The organism is Ectopseudomonas oleovorans, assembly GCF_029845265.1.
Classification (GTDB): domain Bacteria; phylum Pseudomonadota; class Gammaproteobacteria; order Pseudomonadales; family Pseudomonadaceae; genus Aquipseudomonas; species Aquipseudomonas oleovorans.
On the sequence record NZ_JAOCLK010000056.1, the window covers coordinates 1 to 22558 of the forward strand.

Below are 22558 nucleotides of genomic sequence, written 5' to 3' on the forward strand. Positions count from 1 at the left end.
CACCGTCGACCAAGCGTTCAGCAATCGGAGCATCTGCGACAGCGTCGATTGGGAGGTCATTACTGATGACAGAAACAGAGAGCTTGTCCAGTACAAGTGCCATATCACCGGCATCGAGTCGTACTACGCACAGGAAAAGCAACGCATACGGGAGAACTTGCTCAGCGGCTTCGACTTGGAAAAGCGGGCGGCCCAAGTCCATCTAGAACCGGCACGCATGGAGGTGGAAGCCGCCGAGAACGCGCTGAATAAACCGCGGCCCGCCAACACTGCAACCTTGAACAGCGACCGGCTCAGCGACCTGATGGCCCGGGAGGATCTGCTCTCCGAAAACGCCCCCTCTCGCTCGCTTCAGAACTATTTCGGTAGCCCAGAGGTTGCAGCAGCGGCACAACGTTACTTCCTGAGCTACACGCGAGACACAACCTCTCCTCAGTTCGCTGCACACAAGCAGAACGAACAGGAGCTGCTTCGGGCCATGGAGGCTGAACGCGAAAAGGTTCAAGCCCAGATTGCTGAGGAGCGGGCTCGCCTGAACGAAGTCCAGAATGCTCGCGGGCAAGAATCGGTGGCTCACGCTCAGCAGCGCCTGAACCGGGCAACGGAGCTTTATGAAAACCTGCAGAACTCCGTTGCTGCCAAGCTTGAGGAGCTGGATGCCCAGCACGCCGCCAAGCTGGAGCAATTTGACAATGCCGCCACCATAGAGTCAGTTGCCGAAATCTTTGAGTGGGTCGTCAAGGATGACGAAATCGAACTCGTTTGGTCGGGGCTGGAGGGTACTTACAGCGACGGGCAGATCAAGAGGTTTGGCCACATCGATCGGCTCAGCAGCCTTCAGGACGTCTACCGCAATAACGTGAAGACCTATTCCGACCTACGCCAAAAAGCACCGCTGCTGTAGGTGCCCCATGAAGCGACTGACCGCACTTGTTCCGATATTGCTGCTGGCCTCGATGAACGTTCAGGCCAATGCCTACTGTGATTCCAGGCGATCTGCTCAAGAGGTTGAGACCTGCTATCGACAATCCCTGACGGCGCTCAAACGAGCTGTCGACAAGGGCTTCAATAAAATCATGAACAGTCCTAACTACAGCGAAGCAACCAAGCAGCGTGTTCAGGAGGAGCATCACGTTTGGGAGCAGAGCGTCCAGACCAACTGCCAGAACTACGCTTGCGTTGAATATCAGCTCCAGGGCCGACTACTTCATCTGGGTCGAATAAAAGCAGCTCCCTCAGCGATGGATGCTGAGGCGTGCCTGGATGCCTGGATCGCTGCCTATCGCCAAGATGAAGGAGACGAAGTCACGATCATCCACGACCAAATCACCGAGTGGCAGCAATGGTGTAGCGAAGGCCGCTTGCCCTGATGCCCCACTGACAAAGCTGATCTGAAATACGGGTTCAGCTGATCCCCCTCAAACCGCCAGATCACTCGATGGTCCGGCGGTTTTTTTATGCCCCTACAAACACAGCCGAATGGAGGTCCTATGACTGCCAAATTCAAGGCCGGCGAGTCCGCTGGCACCTACATCGCCGAAGCACCGGTGACCGAAGCCGATATCGTGGAAATGGCTCAACACCTGGCCAGCAAGCGGCTGCGCAAAGGCCAGGCCTTGCACCAACCCAAGGAAGTCTTCAGCTACCTGCAACTCCTGCTGCAGGACTATGAGCATGAGGTATTTGCACTGCTACTGCTGGACAGCAAACACCGTGTCATTCGATTCGAGGAGCTGTTTCGCGGCACCCTGGACAGTGCCAGTGTCTATCCCCGCGAAGTCGTCAAAGTAGCGCTGGAACACAATGCAGCAGCAATAGTACTGGTGCATAACCACCCTTCCGGTGATCCGGAGCCAAGCCATGCAGACCGTGTCCTGACCAGCAGGCTCAAGCAAGCACTCGAGATGGTGGGCGTACGCACGCTCGACCACATCATCGTGGGAGCTGAAGGCTGCGTATCGCTCGCCGAACAGGGATACGTGTGAAACCGCTCCGGGTTGTCCGAGAAATACACGTCGAGATTGATGAGCACCGAATAGATCCAGCGTGGGCAGCGTAGCAGCTGCCCACGCCAATCCATGCCCGATATTTTTTTGCGTTGAAAGGCCAAAGCTCAGGGGGGGTTGTTACGCCTGCAGACGGAGGCAATAGCAGCATTGCCTGCGGTTGTATCGTAGGGTTATAGAGACGGCTGACCATCTCGTTCCCGAAGCCGAGCCAGGATCCATTCCTGCACCTCGGACTCAACCCACGCTACAGCCTTACCCCCCAAAGCAACTGAGCCTGGGAAGCTCCCCTCCTTCATGACCTTGTAGACGGTAGAGCGGCCAAGGCCGGTCAGTCGCATCACTTCTTTCAGTCGAATCAGTCTCATGGTCGGCACTCCGGTAGTTAGTCCATGAGATGGCTCAGGGGAGTTCGGCTTTAAGACGACTCAGCTGACTCATGCCAAAGTTTCGCTGGCCGTCCCCATACACCTTGGTCCTCTTTTTGGCGAAGTAGCTCAGGCGGTAGAAGACCGACTGATACTGCTGCTCGAACAGCGGATGCTGGACCTGTAAAGGCGATACAGGGTTAGGGGCGAATAGAACCCCTTTCATGGCGATTGCCCAATCCACCCCCAGTGCCACACCCCAAGCTTTGTAGATGCGACCGGCGAGCATCTGGTCATAACTGCAATCATCAGACTGCAACTTCGAGTAATCGCCCACGGAAAAGTAGGCATCATGGTTGAGCAGTAGCGCCAAGTGATAATGCGGATACTCTGCAGTATCCCACTCGCGCACCCACACATACCGAAGCATCGGATCGTAAGCTCTCTTCCCTGCCGCTGCCTTGATAGACCGTACATGTTCGAGTTGGCTTTTGAGGGACTCGATGAAGTCGGTTATTGCCCGTTGGGGCAGAAAGCATCCGGTGGGTACGTGCAGATCCAACCGGATGACGGTCCACCGCGGGTGCACCATCAAACTATTTGAGAGCAACGAGTAGATATTATTCAGGTAGGCCTCATGACTCTCATGAGGTAGCAATTGGACAGAAAGGTCTCGCCATTGGGGCGAGCCTACTGGTGGCTGATCGTACATGGGTAGCTCCTATGGTTAGTTCCATAGGTACTACCCTGATCGGTAAGCATTCACACACTCACGCCTAACAACACCCACCACACAACGCACACATCAATAACAACACCAGAACTAAACACCCCTAGCATCTAATAATATTAACTAACCAACACAAAAGCAGCACTCATCGATCAGCCCTTAGAGCAGCTGATCAGGCAAATCAAGCAGGCCTTGCTGATATCGAACCTGCAAGCCTGCTCCGAACTTATCTCCCGCATCACTATCATCGGTGACAAAGTCAATACGCATCTTGCATGCTTCTTCCACACCCACAAGGTAGCAAACCATAAGCCTATTCCCTTGCCCAAGCTCCCTATATCTGGGAGCAAAGGAAAGCAGGTTCTTGAAATCGCGAACTAAAATAAATGAGACCTGCTCCGCAAAAACAGATAACACGTGGGACTTAGCATCAAGCCTACCGAAGTCCATATCCTCAATAGCCCTGTGGTATAAGCCATTACCTACCACTTGCATTCGCAACAGCCTTAGCAGCGCCGACTGCACTCTGGGATAAAGAACATTTTCATTCAAAGAACCACTCCCACCACCGGAGAAAGCATGTGATATGGCAGCGCAGCATTGATTGAAAACATAGTCACGACCGGCCGCATCATTCAAAAGCTCAAGCAATTCAGCCCTGACACCGACCTCAATTTCATTCACTTTCAGCGCTGGACTATTAACAAGCTGCATCAGTTCCCTGGCGCTGAACTGATCCTCCCTACCTGCAAACCATCCCAACACCCCCGTCAGATCAACCTGCCATGTATAGGATCTAGGCCAGCACGACAGCACTGCAGGACCCAACAAAAAGTAAGTCTTGGTTTTGTCCTTCGCCCCGCCAGAAGCAAACGCTGCACCAGACACTACGAGCATCTTCTTTTGCTCGAGCCTACGAACAATCTCATAAAAAGTAGACGGATCGACACTGGCCAACCTTGCTAGACGGGAAACACTCCAGCCATCAAGTACGCACAAACCTGGGCGAGGGAGCAAACCCCATAGGATCGCCAAGAGAGCTCTTTCTGATATCGAAAGATCGCTAAACACCGGGTCATCTGACCCCAGCAAACGAACCAGCCACGGCGCGTGAAAATCTCTCCGTGACGGTGAAAGCACAACTTCTTTCAAGGCAGGCGCAAGGCGGTAGATCGTTCTAGGCCTCCCCTTGGTTGGCTCACGCCTCTCTATAAGCACCCCCTGACCAACGAGGATGCTCAGGGCTCGACTCAACGCGCTCTTGCTAAAGCCCGTGCTTTCAGCGAGGCGTTGCACGCCACTCACCCCTACCTCATCCACTCCCACCAGACCATACCGCTCAACTAGCCTGAAAAGAAGGACGCGCGCCCTAAGCGGAATCGCCCTCTTGCAAGCAAAGGCTCGGCATGAGATGTACATAAAAAGGCCTTTATCCTGGTTTCCCACCCCATACACCTTATAGCAGAACACATGTAATATCACGCGTGATATCCAATAAAATCACACGTGAGATTATGAGAAAAAAGCAATCCCGAAGCGACTGGCTTCACAAGGACCCAAGCATCCATGATTGGCTGATAGAAACGGCCCCTCAGTGGGCACGTGATGAACACGGATTACTGATATACCTAAATGCTCTATCGGAGGATCAATTCAAGCAGTTAAAGCAGCGCTGGAGCTCGCGCCTTCATAGAGCAAAAAGAAAAACCCTCAGCTGCGACATTTCACTAGCGACCTTCAGCACACTGAAAAGAATACAAGGAAAACGGGGACTAACCGAAACCCTTGAAGAGATAATCAACATAAACTACGAAGCAAAAAAACACTACGCAAATGCTTTTGAAGAAAAACTTAAAAGCATAAAATCCAAAAGAGGCATCGGCATCTCACGCGAGCTCAATAGGTTAAGCAACACTTTAGACAAGACAGCTGCTCACCGCTCAGAGCTATCTGAACTGAAAAATAAAATAGAAACACAAGAAGGCCATATAACCATACTCAGATCTATAAGTCTCATTCTGATAGAGAAGCTAGAAAGCGAGGGTATTTCATTGGACTCGGGCCTTGCAGCACAATTAAATGAAACCCTAAACCAACCAATCTAACCTCACTCATATTCCGAACAAGCATCTGACCTAACCACACCTAACTCACTACCCGCACCACAAAAACCACCAATTAATACCTCAATTAAAAAGTGATTTAAACACCCGCCAAACACATGCTACCCAGCCCATAAAGCCCTAGAGAAACAACACTTAACTCCTCACATCCAGCCTCTCTAGAAATAACAGAACAGTGCAAGCAATTATTACCTCCGATGAATCACCAATCAAACTCAGAAGACTACAATTAAAAACAAGCCAACCAAGCAATAGAGATAAAACTTTATTACCACTAATAAACTTGCAGCCACCCTGCAGAATCCCGAGGCAATAAGCTCACTCCGGACCATACAACTCAAAGCTCAACCCCTGCAACATACAGTCTGCTGCTAGTAAAACCTACTCATGCTGGCCCTATGTGCTGCCAAACGACTAGGCCACTTAATACGCACCCAAATTAAAGGTAGGGTAAGGATGAGAGTTTCCATCTTTGGATCAGGTTACGTCGGGCTCACCCTAGCAGCCTGCCTGGCCGAGGTCGGCCACCAAGTTTGCTGCATGGATATTGACGCGCAGCGTATAACTCAAATAAGCAAGGGGCAGTCCCCAATTTATGAACCAGGCCTCGACGGCCTTCTAGCCGCCAACATTGCATCTGGACAGTTGACCTTCACGACAAGCGCAGAGCAAGCGGTCGCCTTTTCCAATACCATCTTCATTGCCGTCGGCACTCCGCTCTGTGCAGATGGTAGTGTAGATCTGAGCGGCATCTTCGCGGTTACTGATGCTATAGCCGAGCATGCAGTTGAAGAGAAGGTAATCATTAACAAATCGACGTCGCCAGTGGGGACCGTCAAACATCTTAAGCAGCACCTTCAGCGCATGCTCGAGTTGCGCGGCGCCAAACTAGAGATGCGGGTGGTGTCCAACCCAGAGTTCCTCAAGGAAGGGTCTGCAGTAGAGGACTGCATGCGGCCGGAGCGTATAATCATCGGCGTTGATGATGAGCAGGATATTGGGCTATTCCAAGACTTGTACAGACCGTTCAGTCGCAACCATGAAAAACTAATAGTCATGGATAGCCGCAGTGCCGAACTGACTAAATATGCCGCCAACTGCATGCTGGCCACAAAAATTTCTTTCATCAACGAAATTGCTAATCTCGCCGAACGTCTGGGCGCTGATATCGAGATGGTGCGCCTGGGTATTGGCTCTGACTCTCGCATCGGTTATGACTTTATGTACGCCGGGTGTGGCTTCGGGGGGTCCTGTCTTCCCAAGGATGTCCAAGCGCTACAACGTGCTGCGCAGGACATTGGCTATCGTGCTCAACTGCTCGAAGCCGTAGAGGCCATCAATCAGCGACAGAGGGAGCGCGTGTTCGAACGCATCCTCGAGCATTACGGTAGGGCCTTGACCGGCAAAACCTTTGCATTGTGGGGCCTCTCATTCAAGCCCAATACTGATGATATGCGCGAAGCACCCAGCCGAACATTATTGGAGCGACTGTGGGCTGCAGGGGCAAAGGTACAAGCCTTTGATCCTGCAGCAAATCAGGAAGCGCTAAGACTCTATGGCTCCCGCCCCGATCTGTTGATAGCCGACTCGAAAGAGGCAGTTCTGGAAGGTGCAGATGCTCTGGTGATCCTAACCGAGTGGCTGAACTTCCGTATCGTCGACTTCCACCAAATCCGGCGGAGCCTCTCCGACCGCGTGATCTTCGATGGGCGCAACCTGTTTGAGCCGGCTCAGGTAATCCGCGCCGGACTCACCTATTACTCGATTGGTCGCCAGATCACAGGGACCGACCTTCAATGAAGTACCTGGTAACCGGCGCTGCCGGCTTCATCGGCTTCCATACGACAATGCGCTTGTGTGCAGCAGGTCACGAGGTCGTTGGCCTGGACAACCTAAACGACTACTACAGCGTCGAACTCAAGCTGGCCCGGCTTAAACAACTGAATCCCCTGAAAGGTTTCACGTTCTGCCAGCAGGACATTGCCGACCGTAACCACCTGCTAGCACTGTTTAATCGGCACGCATTTACGCGGGTCATCCATCTAGCCGCTCAAGCAGGTGTCCGTCATTCGCTGGAAAACCCTCATGCCTATGCAGATACCAACCTGACAGGCTTCGTCAATATCCTCGAGGCCTGTCGACAGCATGCAGTCCAGCATCTGGTCTATGCCTCAAGCAGCTCGGTTTACGGCATGAATGCCAAGGTACCCTTCTCGATTGAGGATCCTGTCAATCAACCGGTTTCACTCTACGCCGCAACCAAGCGTGCTAACGAGCTGATGGCATATACCTACGCACACCTATACCACTTGCCTACCACCGGCTTGCGCTTCTTCACCGTCTACGGTCCTTGGGGCCGTCCCGACATGGCGCCGTTCAAGTTCACTAAGGCAATTCTCGAGGGCCAGCCAATTGAGATTTACAATTCGGGCAACATGTCTCGCGACTTCACCTACATCGACGATGTTGTCGAAGGCATCCTGCGGATTCAGGACTGCCCGCCGCCTTATGCCGACGAGCGTGGCGAGACCACACAAGGAGCACCAGCACAGTTGTTCAATATCGGGCGCGGCGCCCCGGTGCTATTGCTGGACTTTATCGAGTGCATTGAAACCGCCACAGGCATCAAGAGCATCCGACAGATGAAACCAATGCAACCGGGGGATGTACAGCATACCTGGGCTGATATCAGCACTCTTACGCAACGTACTGGCTTTCAACCTAGCATGTCGCTGTTAGAGGGTGTCTCCCGCTTTGTCGGCTGGTATCGCGACTTCTACAATAATTGAACCTGGATTCCCCCTCGCTCTGGGGAGGAATACAGTATCCAAGCTGAAACTTCGACTCAAATGAGTTCAGCCGTGGAGCTGGACGCCAGCTCCAGAGCGACCGAGTGCAGTAAAGCTAGCTACGTTGGTATGTAGCAACAAAGGAATTGTGTTGAGGCGCGTACGAGAAAATTCATCCTGCCTTCAATCAACATCTTAAGATGAATACTACGACCGAAAAATGGGCTATCCAAGGCGCCACAGACATCTGCATTGTGGGGAATGGCCCCGGCCAAACGCCTGAACCAGAGCATGACCGTCCGTGCGTTCGCTTTAATCTCAGCGGCGATAAACCCTTATCTCCGATGGAGATTCGTGTATCCAATCTGCGAGTCGCTCGCCTACCACACGAGTCAGTCTTATTTCAGGTCCTCAGCCAGGGAATGAAAGACGCTGATTGCGAGCGACTTCAGTATCTGCTCACGCAGCAGGCACTTAAACTTAAGACTGAGCTGGAGTGCCTGCCCTCCACTGGTCTTACGACCATTCATACCTGTATTGAACTAGGTCTATCACTACACATATTGCGCATGCCACTTCGCGCAACACTGCTGAGGCCCCCAGACTTAACACCAAGGAAACCCTTGGCAGCGGCATTTCACAATTGGCTGGGGGAACAGCGTTTAGCTTGGCAGCTGATTGCGGCTCATGGCGATCGGCTTAGGTGGTTAGACATGACAGCAAAAACTCACGAAACCACTGGTCAAACAAGGGGACATTTAGACCCCTACCCGCGTATTCACGATTGGATGCAAGTCGCCGCATTGAGAGGCCCAAATACTGTTGACCAAGCAAGCCTCGTAGAGCTGGTCTCCTCCTCACAATTCGATTGGTATGGCTATGCAAATCAAGAGCGTCTGCGTCAACTTGAACCGTTTCTACATCTGGACCGAACGAGCCTAGAAACACCGAACTGGTGGCTATACAGCAATTCGCTTTCGACCTCTATCGACACACTGCTCAGAAGGCTCAGCCAGGCTCAGCAACTCCTCTATCTTGAACAGGCGGCAGGCTAAAGATCCAATCGAGCAATATCTTCTGTCGCTCTTTCCGGTCGGCAGGGTAGGCCTCCCGTTGGTGATAGTAGCAATACAGATCCCCGATAAAATGGGGGTGCTCAGCCAACTCGCTCAGAGGCAACATGATCCCATAATCGGTCACCTCCTCCAGCCAAGCGCCGTCATACCGGAGATAGTCTCTCGGGAGCAGATCGAAGATTCGCTTACGGAAACCTCGTAAATGCGACCAAAGATTGCCACCCCCCAGAGATCGTGCGTTTTTATAGTCCGGCAGATACTCTTGCAATGGTTTGTCCGGGCGAAACATAACGCCATTGATCAAATCCACCCCCTCGGCCTGAGCGGCCAACAAGCGAGCGGCCACATCGGGCGACATCAACGCGTCATCCAGATCCAAAGTCACTATGAGCGTCTCAGGATCACGGCAAATATCCCCCACTGCGGTCAGAAAGTTGGGGATATAGCCATAGCGGCGTTCACGCCGGATTAGGGTAGTACGATCGCGCAGCTCCCCAAGCAGCATGGGGATGAGCCATGTTTCTTCAGCCGGACTACCATCATCGATCACGATTAGGCCGAATCTCTGCTCACGCTGTAGCGCGAGCGAAGTCAGGCTGCGTCGCAGCTTCGCGATTCCGGTACACCGCCCCTTTAGCAAAAACACCAATGATTCATCGCGCGGAGGGTAGTTCCAACCTGCATCGGCGACTAAGTCCCATTTTCCTCTCTGACGCAGGGGCTCATGCCCCTGGGCCACCAGATCACGCCAGCGCGGCAGGCTATCTGATAGCTTGTCCATATTCTGAGGGTGTAGGTAGTAAGTGCGGCAGTCACCACCTCGCAGTGAGCGCGACACCCCACCGGCTTGACCCTGCTGAATGCTGCGATGCCACATGAGCTCGAAGCGCCCGTTGAAAACACTATTAGGCAATGGACACATAGCCCGCATTCGAGGGATATGTAGCAGAGCGCAACGAATCTCTGGAGGGTACTCACCAGGTTTTCCGCTATAGGGTTTCACATCTAGCGTTAGCTGCGGGATGTTAAAACCAACAGAGACGACGTCCGGCGCTTCTATCGCACGACACATGTCATCGAGGAAGTCATGCCCCCAGTCACGTCGACCGATAAGGATGTCGACATCGCATTGCAATACAAGCGACGTATCCAACCGCTCAAAGGCCCAGAGCTGTGCGAACAACGGTGCGCCAATGTGCGTGTGACTATGCGAAACGTCATCTCTACCGAACCATCGACGATAGGTTGATTTAATTTCGCCGCTGTTACTGGGTGACATCCAGATTGCATCGATAACCTGGTCCTCCAGAAGCTGATTTGCTGCGCGTAACAATCCAACAGAATCGGCGCATGCATACTGCCTCAGGAATGGACCAGCATGGGTATCAAGCAAAAGGATGCGACGTGCAAATGTAGCGGGATAAGACAGCTGGCTGACTATGTGTCGTGCCTGAGCATCCAATACCTCCGCATCTTGGGCACATGCCTTGATTAGCAAAGTTACCCGCGACTCATGCCTTATCGGTGGAAATACCGGTGAGTAACGTGCGATATCCACATGCGGATAAGCCGCCTCAATCAGCTCACGAAAGAACAACGCGAATCCGGGCAGGGTATCCAATGCTTCATGCTGGCGTAGTGTTGAATCCCGTCGAGCCATATCGTGGTCAGCCCAACCCAGTACGCCGACACTGTAAAGACGCGCTGCAGTATCTAGAAAACGTGAGATAGTGAGCTCGGTGATATCCGCCCCTATATCAATGCAGACCAGACTTCCATCCAAACGCATGCGAAAATTGGCGCGAGTAACATTACCAGTGAGGTAACCACAAGTGAGCAGCTGCAAAAGAAAGCTTTTCACTGTTTCCATGGGGAGGCGCTTTGGCAGGGGAATACTTTCGAACCACTCGTAGCGGCAGTGCCAGCAGCCCTCCTCATCTCGCCACCATTGCGCCCCCGGAACGGGCCCTTCTCGGCCTTGGATTAAGCTCTCAAGTCGCGCAGCATCTTCCTCGCTCATGGCCCAAGGATAGAACTGCTTGTGTACCCACTCTCCTTCCCGCCAAACCACACCTTCCTGCCCCACCCCCAGCAGTGATTTGCCATACGCTCGGAAACTAGCCCACATCCTTGCGGCTTGCGCCAAACGCTTGCGCTGAAGATACCAATGATCTGAACGGCGATTGGTACTGGTCAGAGCACCGCCCAACGAATAGACACTCACGACTGGGTAGGGAAGAATTATCCCTCGTTCACTCTCGAGAATTAGTAGCCGAGCAACAAGCCAATGATCTTCAGCACTGCGTGTATGTGGATAGCGAATACCATTACGGGTACGCAAAAGGAGATTACAAGACGGCAACTCATTATCCGCCTGCCCCAAGCAAAAAGCCTCGATGAATCGAACTAACCGCTCAGCGTCATGAAGCCATGACGCGTCAGCGATATTACTGTGCGGTTGCTGCACTCCATCAAGGTCAAGATGATTACTACCTAGCACAAAACGCGCGCCTGACCGGTTGCCCACGTCGACCATCACAGCAACCGCGTCAGAACAGGCAAAGCAATCATCCGCATCCAACCGCGCGACCCAGACTGCCTCAGGCAGGTACTCATCCACCCAATCCAGCAACGCATTGCGGGCTTTGGCTGCAGTGCCGCAGTTAGCAGAAAGCACAACCACTTTCGGATCAGCTAGTAGAGATTCGATGCCTGATTGCCAGTTATCGCTGGAGCCGTCATCAAGGATCACAACCACTGCTCGCCCCTGCTGAACGACCTGCTGTGACAATGCCGAGTTGAGCGCCCTAGGCAGCTTACTGGCCTGGTTGTGCACGCAGATACCGATGACTACCTCAGCGACAATGGCGCTGGCAGATAACTCACCCGAGAAGCGAATTGCGCGCGAACAAAGGATGCGCGAAAGGCTGCGCGGCGCACTAAAGTGCATGGCCCAATTCCTTCAGGTGTTGCAGTATCAAGTCGCGGGGAAGACCGAATAGTTCTTTCGCACGGGCAAAGAAGCGCCGTTCATGTTCCGAAGTCATCCGCCAGCCATGCAGCTGATAGAACCGCGTCAGACCGCTCAGCTTGTCATCTGACCCAACAGAGGAAAGGCAGGCACGCCCACGCTCATGAAACCAATTCACCGTATGGCGCGCAGTGAATGCAGAGCGAAGACCCTCGAGGCTTAACACCCGAATGGCAAGATCGCGGTCATTGCAACTCGCGAGCCCGGGAGTAAAACACCCGGCACGCAGCAATGTAGCGATACGAATGAAGGTATTGGAACCCTGCCACCCAGGATTGCCCACCAGGAAATCGCTCACAAGCAAAGAGCGGATCGGCTCGCGAGGCTGCTCGATGCCATCCACCCAGGCACGGATACCAGAGATCACCAGATCCGGCCAGCCCCCCCGCGCCGCAATGCTCAGGCATCCCGCGAGATGCTCCGAATCCCAGGTGTCATCGTCATCCAGAATGGCCAGGTAATCGTCTGGCCAGTGCTTTGCTATGTAGTCAATGCCCGTGTTCCACGCGTTTGCCGCGCCGGACGGACCTTGATTCATTAACCAATGCGGATCCTCAAGCACCAGATCAATCGTCGCCATGGCATCTGCTGGTTTCAAGCCGCGGTCACAAACGATCACTACGGAGTTTGGCGCCATAGTCTGAGCGCAGACTGATGCCAATGCGCGGCGAAGCAGTCCCATTCTCTCTGGTACGGTGGCAATCAAAACCCTAATCCCTGGCATCAGCGCTCCAAATTCAAGTCAAAACTGCTGTTCGAGGTGATCCTCGCGACAGAGACTCGCAGAAAAGCATACTCCAGACACGTCATGCACTCCGAGGAGCCGGAGCTAAGGGTGCTAATAGGGAGCAGACCGCTAGCAGGTCTAATCACTCAACAGCAGAAAAATCTCGGTGGCACAAAAAGTGGCACAAAATTTCGTCCACAGACAAAACACTCGACCATAAAAAAATCCAGTCACCGCTAAGTGACTGGATTTTCTAGGGTTTTTTGGTCGGGACGGAGTGATTCGAACACTCGACCCCTTGCACCCCATGCAAGTGCGCTACCGGGCTGCGCTACGCCCCGACGGTGCTTTCGGGTGACTGAAAGCGGGAGGAACTATACATTAAGCTTTTGAAATAAGGCAACTTTTTCTTGGCCTTACTTCTTCAGTACATGCAAAACATCCTCGAGCTCGGAAATCATCTGTTTGATCAGCTGACGATACTGAGTGGTGTCGTCCTTGGCTTCGTCACCAGAAAGGCGCTGACGTGCGCCACCGATGGTGAAGCCTTGATCGTACAGGAGTGCACGAATCTGCCGAATCATCAGCACATCCTGACGCTGGTAATAGCGACGGTTACCCCGCCGCTTTACCGGATTCAGCTGTGGGAATTCCTGTTCCCAGTAACGCAGAACGTGGGGCTTGACCGCGCAGAGTTCACTGACCTCACCAATGGTGAAGTAGCGTTTGCCGGGAATTGCCGGTAGTTCGTCGTTATGACTTGGTTCCAGCATAGGCCTCGACCCTGGCTTTCAATTTTTGCCCCGGACGAAAAGTGACCACACGGCGAGCCGTGATTGGAATCTCTTCCCCTGTTTTCGGGTTACGGCCGGGTCGCTGGCGCTTATCGCGCAAGTCGAAGTTGCCGAACCCGGACAGCTTGACCTGTTCGTTCAGCTCAAGAGCCTGGCGGATCTCTTCAAAAAACAGCTCCACCAGTTCCTTGGCTTCCCGTTTGTTCAGGCCGAGCTCTTCATGCAGACGTTCCGCCATTTCAGCTTTCGTCAGAGCCCCCATACGCTACTTCCTTAACGTGGCGTTGAACCTTTGTTCGAGGCAGGTGAGGATATTTTGCGTAGTAGTACTCACCTCATCGTCATTAAGAGTGCGCGATGGATGTTGCCAGGTCAAGCCGACGGCAAGGCTTTTTCTAAGCGGATCAATGCCTTTACCGTGATAGACGTCAAATAGCTTGAGGTCCGTCAGCCATTCTCCCGCCGTTTCACGGATTGCGTCCAGCACAGCCTTGGCCGGCTGCTCGCGGTCGACCAGCAGCGCGAGGTCACGACGCACTTCAGGGAAGCGCGACAACTCGCTGAATACAGGCATGCGACCAGCAGCCACTTCGGCCAGCACCAGCTCGAAGAGGAATACTGGCTGATCCAAGCCCAGGGTCTTGGTGAGCTCAGGATGCAGAGCACCGATGAAGCCAACCAGGCGCCCTTCCCGCTCGATGCGAGCGGTCTGACCTGGATGCAGAGCAGGGTGCTCGCCAGGAACGAAGCTAAAGGCATCAGCCGCGCCGGCATAACCCAGCAGCGCCTCGACATCGGCTTTCAGATCATAGAAGTCGACGTTATCACGGCTGTTGGCCCAGCCCTCAGGCAGGCGGCTGCCGGTGATCACGCCGGCGAGCATGGCTTCCTGCTGCAGACCTTCCAACTGGCCGACAAAACGCAGGCCGCTCTCGAACAAACGCACGCGTGACTGCTGACGATTGAGGTTGTGCTGCAGCGCCTTGACCAGCCCTGGCCACAGCGAGGAACGCATAGCGGCCATATCGGCAGAAATCGGGTTGGCCAGTTGCAGCGGCTCGACACCCGGAGTGAACAACTCGAACAGCTTGGGATCGATAAAGCTATAGGTGATCGCTTCCTGGTAACCACGGGCGACCAACAGGCGACGCAGAGCAGGCAGCTCAGCACGCGCCTCGGACTTGGCCTGTGGCGCCAGGCGCGCCAGCGGATAGCGCACCGGCAGACGGTTATAACCGTACAGGCGGCCCAGCTCTTCGATCAGATCAACTTCCAGACTGATGTCGAAACGGTGACTCGGCACGCTGACCAGCCACTGGCCGGAGCCCTGAGCGCTGACACCCAGACCCAGCGCGGTGAGCAGACGCTCGACTTCGGCGCTGTCCATATCCATACCCAGCATCTGGCTGATGCGCTCGGCTCGCAGGGTGATCGGCGCCACGCTCGGCAGATCGGCCTCGCTGCTGACTTCGATGACCGGGCCGGCTTCGCCGCCAACGATCTCCAGCAGCAGCGCAGTCGCGCGCTCCATTGCCTGGCGCGCCAGTTGCGAATCCACACCACGCTCGAAGCGGTGCGACGCGTCGGTGTGCAGGCCATAGGAGCGGGCCTTGCCGGCAACGGCGATGTTGTCGAAGAAGGCACTTTCCAGGAACAGGTCGCGGGTCTTGTCGCTCACGCCGCTGTGCTCGCCGCCCATTACGCCCGCGATGGCCAGAGCACGGCTGTGATCAGCGATGACCAGTGTGTCGGCTCGCAGGCTGACCTCCTGACCGTCCAGCAGCACCAGCTTCTCGCCCTCTTCCGCCATGCGCACGCGAACGCCGCCATTGATCTCGGCGAGGTCAAAGGCATGCATTGGCTGACCCAGTTCGAGCATCACGTAGTTGGTGATGTCCACCGCCGCATCGATGCTGCGGATATCGGAACGGCGCAGGCGCTCGACCATCCACAGCGGAGTCGGACGGGACAGGTCAACGTTACGGATAACGCGACCGAGGTAACGCGGGCAAGCTTTGGGGGCCAGCACCTCGACCGGACGCACCTCGTCATGACTAGGCGCAACGGCTTCGATAGCGACTGGCGAAACTGCAGCGCTGTACATGGCGCCGACTTCCCGAGCCAGGCCGGCGAGCGACAGGCAGTCACCACGGTTGGGGGTCAGGCCGATCTCGATGCTGGCGTCGTCCAGTTGCAGGTAGTTACGGATATCACTACCCACCGGCGCATCGGCCGCCAGCTCCATCAGGCCACTGCTGTCCTCGCTGATCTGCAGCTCGGAAGCCGAGCACAGCATACCCTGGGACTCCACACCGCGCAGCTTGGCCTTCTTGATCTTGAAGTCGCCCGGCAGCTCGGCACCGATCATGGCGAACGGAACCTTGATGCCGGCGCGCGCATTGGGCGCACCGCAAACGACCTGGAAGGTCTCGCTGCCATTGCTCACCTGGCAAACGCGCAGCTTGTCGGCATCCGGATGTTGCTCGGCGCTGAGGATCTCACCGACCACGATGCCACTGAAGGCGCCGGCCACCGGCTGTACGGCGTCGACTTCGAGGCCGACCATGGACAGGCGCGCGACCAGTTCCTCGCGGGATACATCGGGATTCACCCAACTGCGCAGCCACTGTTCACTGAATTTCATGTTGTCTGTTCTCCTTGACGGGCATGCCGCGTAGGCACCCACATCATGCAAGCCTACGCGGCATACCCCACCCTCATCCGGCGCTTGGCGCCACCTTCTCCCAGGGGAGAAGGACTTGAAGGAAGCGTCGCTACGCGACTGTCACGCTAAATGAATTCGATCACGAGGGGCGGCTGCTAGCGAAATTGCGCCAGGAATCGCAGGTCGTTATCGAAGAACAGGCGCAAGTCATTGACGCCGTAACGCAGCATGGCCAGGCGCTCGACACCCATGCCAAAAGCGAAGCCGGAGTATTTCTCCGGGTCGATACCGCTCATACGCAGCACGTTCGGATGCACCATGCCGCAGCCCATCACTTCCAGCCAGCCGGTCTGCTTGCACACGCGGCAGCCCTTGCCGGAACACATCACGCACTGCATGTCGACTTCGGCCGACGGCTCGGTGAAGGGGAAGAAAGACGGACGGAAACGCACACCCAGCGGTTTTTCGAAGAACACCCGGAGGAATTCCTCGATGGTGCCCTTGAGGTCGGCGAAGCTGATGTCCTCGTCGACCAACAGGCCTTCGACCTGATGGAACATCGGCGAGTGAGTGATATCGGAGTCGCAGCGATAGACACGGCCGGGGCAGACGATGCGGATCGGCGGCTGCTGCGATTCCATGGTGCGTACCTGAACCGGCGAGGTGTGGGTACGCAGCAGCATGTTCGCGTTGAAATAGAAGGTGTCGTGCATCGCCCGCGCCGGGTGGTGGCCAGGGATGTTGAGCGCCTCGAAGTTGTGGTAGTCGTCTTCGACTTCCGGCCCCTCGGCCACGCTGTAGCCGATATGGGTAAAGAACTGCTCGACACGCTCGAGCGTGCGGGTGACCGGGTGCAGGCCACCAGAAGCCTGGCCACGGCCTGGCAGGGTCACGTCAATCCGCTCGGAGGCCAGCTTCTCGGCGAGCAAGGCCTGCTCAAGCACGGATTTGCGGGCATTCAGGGCGTCTTGCACTTGATTCTTGGCGGTGTTGATCAGGGCGCCAGCCTGCGGGCGCTCTTCGGCCGACAGCTTGCCCAGAGTCTGCATCAGGGCGGTCAGTTCGCCTTTCTTGCCAAGGTACTGAACCCGGAGCTGTTCCAGGGCATTGACATCTTCACTTCGTTGCACGGCCTCAAGCGCTTGCGAGACCAATGCATCCAGATTTTCCATTTACAGACTCCAGATACGAAATAGGGGAAGAGCTGTTAAGGCTCTTCCCCTATCTTTGACGTTGCCACCGGGCGAACCCGGTGATTGTCGGGGGACTTAAGCCAGAACGGCCTTAGCTTTCTCGACAATCGCAGCAAACGCCGCTTTTTCGTTCACTGCCAGATCAGCCAGAACCTTACGGTCGATTTCGATCGACGCTTTCTTCAGGCCTGCGATCAGACGGCTGTAGGACAGACCGTTGACGCGAGCACCAGCGTTGATACGAGCGATCCACAGTGCGCGGAACTGACGTTTTTTCTGACGACGGTCACGGTAGGCATATTGACCAGCCTTGATGACAGCCTGCTTGGCAACACGGAACACACGCGAACGCGCGCCGTAGTAGCCTTTAGCCAGTTTCAGAATCTTTTTGTGACGAGCACGAGCGATAACGCCACGCTTAACACGAGCCATGAGTAATTACCTCTAAGTATCTTGACCGATTAACGAACGCGCAGCATGCGCTCGACTTTAGCTTTGTCCGACGGACCGATCAGCGAGCTGCCACGCAGCTGGCGCTTACGTTTCGTGGACATCTTGGTCAGGATGTGGCTCTTGAAAGCGTGCTTGTGCTTGAAGCCTGTAGCAGTCTTCAGGAAGCGCTTCGCAGCACCGCTCTTGGTTTTCATTTTTGGCATGTTTTGTACTCCGCATTCATTAACAACTGATAACCATCAGGCCTGCCAGTGCCCGGTAGATTATTTACGCTTCTTGGGTGCGATGACCATCATCAGCTGGCGTCCTTCCAGCTTAGGATGCTGTTCTACAGTGCCGATTTCAGCGAGGTCAGCTTCGACCCGCTTCAACAGCTCCATACCCAGTTCCTGGTGAGCCATCTCACGACCGCGGAATCTCAGAGATACCTTGGCCTTGTCCCCATCTTCAAGGAAACGTACCAGGTTGCGTAGTTTTACCTGGTAATCCCCATCTTCCGTCCCTGGACGAAACTTGATTTCTTTAATCTGCTGCTGGTGCTGGTTCTTCTTGGCGATAGCAGCCTGCTTCTTCTTCTCGAACAGGTGCTTGCCGTAGTCCATGATGCGGCAAACCGGCGGGAGCGCATCAGCGGAGATCTCTACCAGATCCAGCTTGGCCTCTTCGGCCACGCGCAACGCTTCATCGATCGAAACAACACCAATCTGCTCGCCGTCGGCGCCAATCAGGCGCACTTCACGTGCGGTGATGTTCTCGTTGATCGGGGCCTTGGGAGCGGCCCGCTTATCCTGTCTCATTTCACGCTTAATAGTTATTACTCCAAATCTTGGCGACCACGCCGGGAAACCGCTTGCTGCAACTGCGAGGCGAACTGCTCGATGGGCAGAGAGCCCAGATCGACGCCTTCACGAGTACGGACAGCAACGGATCGAGTCTCGACTTCCCGATCTCCAATAACCAAGAGATAGGGAACCTTGAGCAAGGTATGCTCGCGGATTTTAAAGCCGATCTTTTCGTTTCTCAAGTCAACCTTGGCACGAAAACCGCTTTGATTGAGAGTTTTCTCGACTTCACGGGCAAAATCGGCCTGCTTGTCGGTGATATTCATGATCACCGCCTGGGTCGGCGCGAGCCAGGCCGGGAAAGATCCGGCGTAGTGCTCGATCAGCATACCGATGAAGCGCTCGAAGGAACCGAGGATCGCGCGGTGCAACATGACCGGGCGTTTGCGGTTGTTGTCTTCGGCGATGTAGCTGGCATCCAGACGCTCAGGCAGGTTCGGATCGTACTGCAGCGTACCGCACTGCCAGTTACGCCCCAGACAGTCACGCAGAGTGAATTCGATCTTCGGGCCATAGAAGGCGCCCTCGCCCGGCTGGTATTCCCAGGCCAGGCCGGACTCATTCAGCGCCTCAGCCAACGCACCCTCGGCGCGATCCCACAACTCATCGGAGCCCACGCGCTTGGCGGGACGAGTCGAAAGTTTCATGGCGACATCGCTGAAGCCGAAGTCCGCATAGACCTGCAGGGTCAGCTTGATGAAGTCGGCCGCTTCCTTCTTGACCTGATCCTCGGTGCAGAAGATATGCGCATCGTCCTGCACGAAGCCACGCACACGCATGATGCCGTGCAGCGCGCCGGACGGCTCGTTGCGGTGACAGGCACCGAACTCGGCCAGACGCAGCGGCAAGTCGCGGTAGGACTTCAGGCCCTGGTTGAAGATCTGCACGTGGCACGGGCAGTTCATCGGCTTGACCGCGTAGTCGCGATTTTCCGAAGCCGTGGTGAACATGTTTTCGGCGTAGTTGGACCAATGCCCGGAACGCTCCCAGAGGATGCGATCGACCACCTGCGGTGTGCGCACCTCAACGTAGCCGTTCTCACGCTGCACCTGGCGCATGTACTGCTCCAGCACCTGGTAGACAGTCCAGCCATTGGGGTGCCAGAACACCATGCCCGGCGCTTCTTCCTGCAAGTGGAACAGATCCAGTTGCTTGCCGATGCGACGGTGATCGCGCTTCTCAGCCTCTTCGATACGCTGGATATAGGCAGCCAACTGCTTCTTGTCCGCCCAGGCCGTGCCATAGATACGCTGCAGCTGCTCGTTTTTCGAGTCGCCGCGCCAGTAGGCACCAGAAATGCGGGTCAGCTTGAACGCCTTGAGGAAGCGCGTATTCGGCACGTGCGGGCCGCGGCACATGTCGACGTACTCTTCATGGAAATACAGCCCCATGACCTGCTCATCCGGCATGTCGTCGATCAGACGCAGCTTGTATTCCTCGCCACGCGACTTGAACAGCTCGATGACCTCGGCACGCGGCGTCATCTTCTTGATGACGTCGTAGTCCTTGTCGATCAACTCGGCCATGCGTTTTTCGATGGCCGCCATGTCTTCCGGCGTGAAGGGACGATCAATGGCGATATCATAATAGAAGCCTTCGTCAATGACCGGCCCGATAACCATCTTGGCGTTCGGGTACAACTGCTTGACCGCATGCCCAACCAGGTGCGCACAGGAGTGACGAATGATCTCCAGCCCCTCTTCGTCCTTCGGCGTAATGATCTGCAAGGTGGCATCGGTATCGATCACGTCACAGGCATCGACCTGCTTGCCGTTGACCTTGCCAGCCAGGGTGGCTTTGGCCAGGCCCGAACCAATGGATTGCGCGACCTCCAGCACGGATACCGGATGATCGAACGAACGCTGACTGCCGTCGGGAAGAGTAATGATGGGCATGGCGCCTCCTCTCCTAGTGGTGACCCCTACCAAAGGTCACGTGGGTTGGGATGAGCCAGGAAGCGATTCAGCGGTATACCCGCCTAACAATGGCAGGAGCCCAAAGGCCAACCAGACCGAACCAAGTCACTGGAAGTAAAGAGTGTGGATGCTTTCAGAAAGCCTGAGCTCTGACAAGCAGCCACCTGCAACAAACACGCAAAGCCTGCTCGAAAAATTCGAGCAATAAAAAAGGGGTCGCTTAGCGACCCCTTTTTATCGATTTGGTAGGCACAATTGGACTCGAACCAACGACCCCCACCATGTCAAGGTGGTGCTCTAACCAACTGAGCTATGTGCCTTCGATGGGTGCGCATTCTACGCAGATCTTTTTGGCCGTCAACAGATTTTTTCGCTAACTCACTGAAATAGGCCAATTTTTTATCGAAACCGGATCGTTGAATATTTTGCACGGACACTAGCCGGCCATTTTCAACTCAGGTAGCATCGGATCATTCGTAAAAAATAAAGAACAGAGGTTCAAGATGGCGCACACGGCATACCCACAATCCTATTACGCCGCCTCAGCCAACCCCGCCCCGCAACGCCCTGCCCTGCAAGGCGAGGTGGAAACCGATGTGTGCATCATCGGAGCGGGTTACACCGGTCTGTCCACTGCACTGTTTCTGCTGGAGAACGGTTTCAAGGTGAGCATCGTCGAGGCGGCCAAGGTTGGCTTCGGCGCTTCCGGACGAAACGGCGGGCAGATCGTCAACAGCTACAGCCGCGACATCGACGTGATCGAGCGCACGGTCGGACCCAAGCAGGCGCAACTGCTCGGGCAGATGGCATTCGAGGGCGGGCGCATCATCCGTGAGCGCATCGCCAAGTACGACATCCAGTGCGACCTGAAGGATGGTGGCGTGTTCGCGGCGCTGACAGCCAAGCAGATGGGCCACCTGGAGTCGCAAAAGAAGCTGTGGGAGCGCTACGGGCATACCCAGCTGGAACTGATGGACGCCAAACGCATCCGTGAGGTGGTGGCCACCGAGAACTACGTCGGCGGCATGCTGGACATGAGCGGCGGCCATATCCATCCGCTGAATCTGGCTCTGGGCGAGGCTGCTGCAGTGGAGTCGCTGGGCGGGGTGATCTATGAGCAATCCCCAGCCACTCGCATCGAGCGCGGCGCCAACCCTGTGGTACACACCCCGGAAGGCCGCATCAAGGCCAAGTTCGTGGTGGTCGCCGGCAACGCCTATCTGGGCAACCTGGTGCCGGAGCTGGCGTCAAAGTCGATGCCCTGCGGCACCCAGGTGATCACCACCGAGCCGCTGTCCGATGAAGTCGCTGCCAGCCTGCTGCCGCAGGACTACTGCGTCGAGGACTGCAACTACCTGCTCGACTACTACCGCCTCACCGGCGACAAGCGTCTGATCTACGGCGGTGGCGTGGTATACGGCGCACGCGACCCGGCCAATATCGAAGCGATCATCCGTCCGAAGATGCTCAAGACCTTCCCACAGTTGAAGAATGTGAAGATCGACTTCGCCTGGACCGGCAACTTCCTGCTGACCCTGTCGCGCCTGCCGCAAGTGGGCCGCATCGGTGACAACATCTACTACTCGCAAGGCTGCAGCGGCCATGGCGTGACCTACACCCACCTGGCGGGCAAGGTGCTGGCAGAAGCGTTGCGTGGTCAGGCCGAACGCTTCGATGCCTTCGCCGGTCTGCCGCACTACCCCTTCCCGGGTGGTCGCCTGTTCCAGGTGCCGTTCAGCGCCATCGGCGCCTGGTACTACACGCTGCGCGACAAGCTGGGCGTCTAAGCAACGCATCAATGAAAACGGCGCCCGAGGGGCAAGCCGTTCGCTTAAGGTGTTGAAA

The 22558-nt window shown here is 55.5% G+C and carries 21 protein-coding genes and 2 tRNA genes; 8 read left to right on the top strand and 15 right to left on the bottom strand.

Annotation, left to right across the window (positions count from 1 at the left end; translation table 11 throughout):
• The 3 genes from N5J71_RS20055 to radC form a co-directional block, all read left to right on the top strand.
• A partial coding sequence (locus tag N5J71_RS20055; protein WP_279917509.1) for a GumC domain-containing protein occupies window positions 1–904 on the top strand: 904 nt, incomplete at its 5' end.
• A gap of 7 nt (window positions 905–911) precedes the next feature.
• Entirely contained in the window at window positions 912–1370 is a 459-nt protein-coding gene (locus N5J71_RS20060; protein WP_279917510.1) for a hypothetical protein, read from the top strand.
• Window positions 1371–1490: 120 nt separating this feature from the next.
• On the top strand, window positions 1491–1985 hold the full coding sequence (gene radC, locus N5J71_RS20065; protein ID WP_279917511.1) for a RadC family protein: 495 nt from the start codon (window positions 1491–1493) through the stop codon (window positions 1983–1985).
• Between the two features lie 194 nt (window positions 1986–2179).
• Here the strand turns inward: radC and N5J71_RS20070 are convergent, their stop codons facing one another.
• The 3 genes from N5J71_RS20070 to N5J71_RS20080 all read right to left on the bottom strand — a co-directional run bounded on the left by N5J71_RS20070 (window position 2180) and on the right by N5J71_RS20080 (window position 4400).
• Window positions 2180–2374, bottom strand: coding sequence for an AlpA family transcriptional regulator (locus N5J71_RS20070; RefSeq protein ID WP_025297465.1), 195 nt, complete (start codon window positions 2372–2374; stop codon window positions 2180–2182).
• 34 nt (window positions 2375–2408) lie between these two features.
• Entirely contained in the window at window positions 2409–3086 is a 678-nt protein-coding gene (locus tag N5J71_RS20075) for an inovirus Gp2 family protein (protein ID WP_279917512.1), read from the bottom strand.
• Between the two features lie 177 nt (window positions 3087–3263).
• On the bottom strand, window positions 3264–4400 hold the full coding sequence (locus N5J71_RS20080; protein ID WP_279917514.1) for a hypothetical protein: 1137 nt from the start codon (window positions 4398–4400) through the stop codon (window positions 3264–3266).
• Between the two features lie 218 nt (window positions 4401–4618).
• Here N5J71_RS20080 and N5J71_RS20085 point away from each other — a divergent pair, with 218 nt between their 5' ends.
• From N5J71_RS20085 to N5J71_RS20100, 4 genes are all read left to right on the top strand, one after another.
• On the top strand, window positions 4619–5209 hold the full coding sequence (locus N5J71_RS20085) for a hypothetical protein (protein ID WP_279917515.1): 591 nt from the start codon (window positions 4619–4621) through the stop codon (window positions 5207–5209).
• 474 nt (window positions 5210–5683) lie between these two features.
• Window positions 5684–7027 (top strand): UDP-glucose dehydrogenase family protein, encoded by a 1344-nt coding sequence (locus N5J71_RS20090; RefSeq protein ID WP_033991175.1) that lies wholly within the window; start codon window positions 5684–5686, stop codon window positions 7025–7027.
• Window positions 7024–8016: an NAD-dependent epimerase gene (locus N5J71_RS20095; protein ID WP_279917516.1), complete on the top strand. Its 993-nt coding sequence runs from the start codon at window positions 7024–7026 to the stop codon at window positions 8014–8016. Before N5J71_RS20090 ends, N5J71_RS20095 begins: the two co-directional genes overlap by 4 nt.
• A 200-nt stretch (window positions 8017–8216) precedes the next feature.
• Window positions 8217–9071: a hypothetical protein gene (locus N5J71_RS20100; protein WP_279917518.1), complete on the top strand. Its 855-nt coding sequence runs from the start codon at window positions 8217–8219 to the stop codon at window positions 9069–9071.
• Here the strand turns inward: N5J71_RS20100 and N5J71_RS20105 are convergent.
• From N5J71_RS20105 to N5J71_RS20160, 12 genes are all read right to left on the bottom strand, one after another.
• On the bottom strand, window positions 9025–12042 hold the full coding sequence (locus N5J71_RS20105; protein ID WP_279917520.1) for a glycosyltransferase family 2 protein: 3018 nt from the start codon (window positions 12040–12042) through the stop codon (window positions 9025–9027). The two genes, N5J71_RS20100 and N5J71_RS20105, sit on opposite strands and share 47 nt — an antisense overlap.
• Window positions 12032–12847 carry a glycosyltransferase gene (locus N5J71_RS20110; protein ID WP_341795228.1) on the bottom strand — a complete coding sequence of 272 codons (816 nt, stop codon included), beginning with the start codon at window positions 12845–12847 and terminating at the stop codon, window positions 12032–12034. Before N5J71_RS20110 ends, N5J71_RS20105 begins: the two co-directional genes overlap by 11 nt.
• Window positions 12848–13114: 267 nt before the next feature.
• A tRNA-Pro gene (locus tag N5J71_RS20115) sits at window positions 13115–13191 on the bottom strand.
• Window positions 13192–13266: 75 nt separating this feature from the next.
• Window positions 13267–13623: a MerR family transcriptional regulator gene (locus N5J71_RS20120; RefSeq protein ID WP_003461233.1), complete on the bottom strand. Its 357-nt coding sequence runs from the start codon at window positions 13621–13623 to the stop codon at window positions 13267–13269.
• Window positions 13604–13906 carry an integration host factor subunit alpha gene (gene ihfA / locus N5J71_RS20125; RefSeq protein ID WP_003461231.1) on the bottom strand — a complete coding sequence of 101 codons (303 nt, stop codon included), beginning with the start codon at window positions 13904–13906 and terminating at the stop codon, window positions 13604–13606. Before ihfA ends, N5J71_RS20120 begins: the two co-directional genes overlap by 20 nt.
• 3 nt (window positions 13907–13909) lie before the next feature.
• On the bottom strand, window positions 13910–16288 hold the full coding sequence (gene pheT / locus N5J71_RS20130; protein WP_003461228.1) for a phenylalanine--tRNA ligase subunit beta: 2379 nt from the start codon (window positions 16286–16288) through the stop codon (window positions 13910–13912).
• Between the two features lie 176 nt (window positions 16289–16464).
• Window positions 16465–17481: a phenylalanine--tRNA ligase subunit alpha gene (pheS, locus tag N5J71_RS20135; RefSeq protein ID WP_003461226.1), complete on the bottom strand. Its 1017-nt coding sequence runs from the start codon at window positions 17479–17481 to the stop codon at window positions 16465–16467.
• A 96-nt stretch (window positions 17482–17577) separates the two neighbouring features.
• Window positions 17578–17934 carry a 50S ribosomal protein L20 gene (gene rplT / locus N5J71_RS20140; RefSeq protein WP_003461224.1) on the bottom strand — a complete coding sequence of 119 codons (357 nt, stop codon included), beginning with the start codon at window positions 17932–17934 and terminating at the stop codon, window positions 17578–17580.
• A 29-nt stretch (window positions 17935–17963) separates the two neighbouring features.
• Window positions 17964–18158: a 50S ribosomal protein L35 gene (gene rpmI, locus N5J71_RS20145; protein WP_003461222.1), complete on the bottom strand. Its 195-nt coding sequence runs from the start codon at window positions 18156–18158 to the stop codon at window positions 17964–17966.
• Between the two features lie 60 nt (window positions 18159–18218).
• Window positions 18219–18770 (bottom strand): translation initiation factor IF-3, encoded by a 552-nt coding sequence (gene infC, locus N5J71_RS20150; RefSeq protein WP_169968739.1) that lies wholly within the window; start codon window positions 18768–18770, stop codon window positions 18219–18221.
• Complete coding sequence (gene thrS, locus N5J71_RS20155) at window positions 18770–20692, bottom strand: threonine--tRNA ligase (RefSeq protein WP_074859098.1); 1923 nt, start codon at window positions 20690–20692, stop codon at window positions 18770–18772. The genes infC and thrS overlap by 1 nt, the downstream gene beginning before the upstream one ends.
• A 264-nt stretch (window positions 20693–20956) precedes the next feature.
• Window positions 20957–21033: transfer RNA gene (locus N5J71_RS20160), tRNA-Val, on the bottom strand.
• A gap of 183 nt (window positions 21034–21216) precedes the next feature.
• Between N5J71_RS20160 and N5J71_RS20165 the strand changes: the two genes are divergently transcribed.
• A complete protein-coding gene (locus N5J71_RS20165; protein ID WP_279917521.1) occupies window positions 21217–22500 on the top strand; it encodes an NAD(P)/FAD-dependent oxidoreductase in 1284 nt (427 codons plus the stop codon).
• Window positions 22501–22558 lie beyond the last annotated feature (58 nt).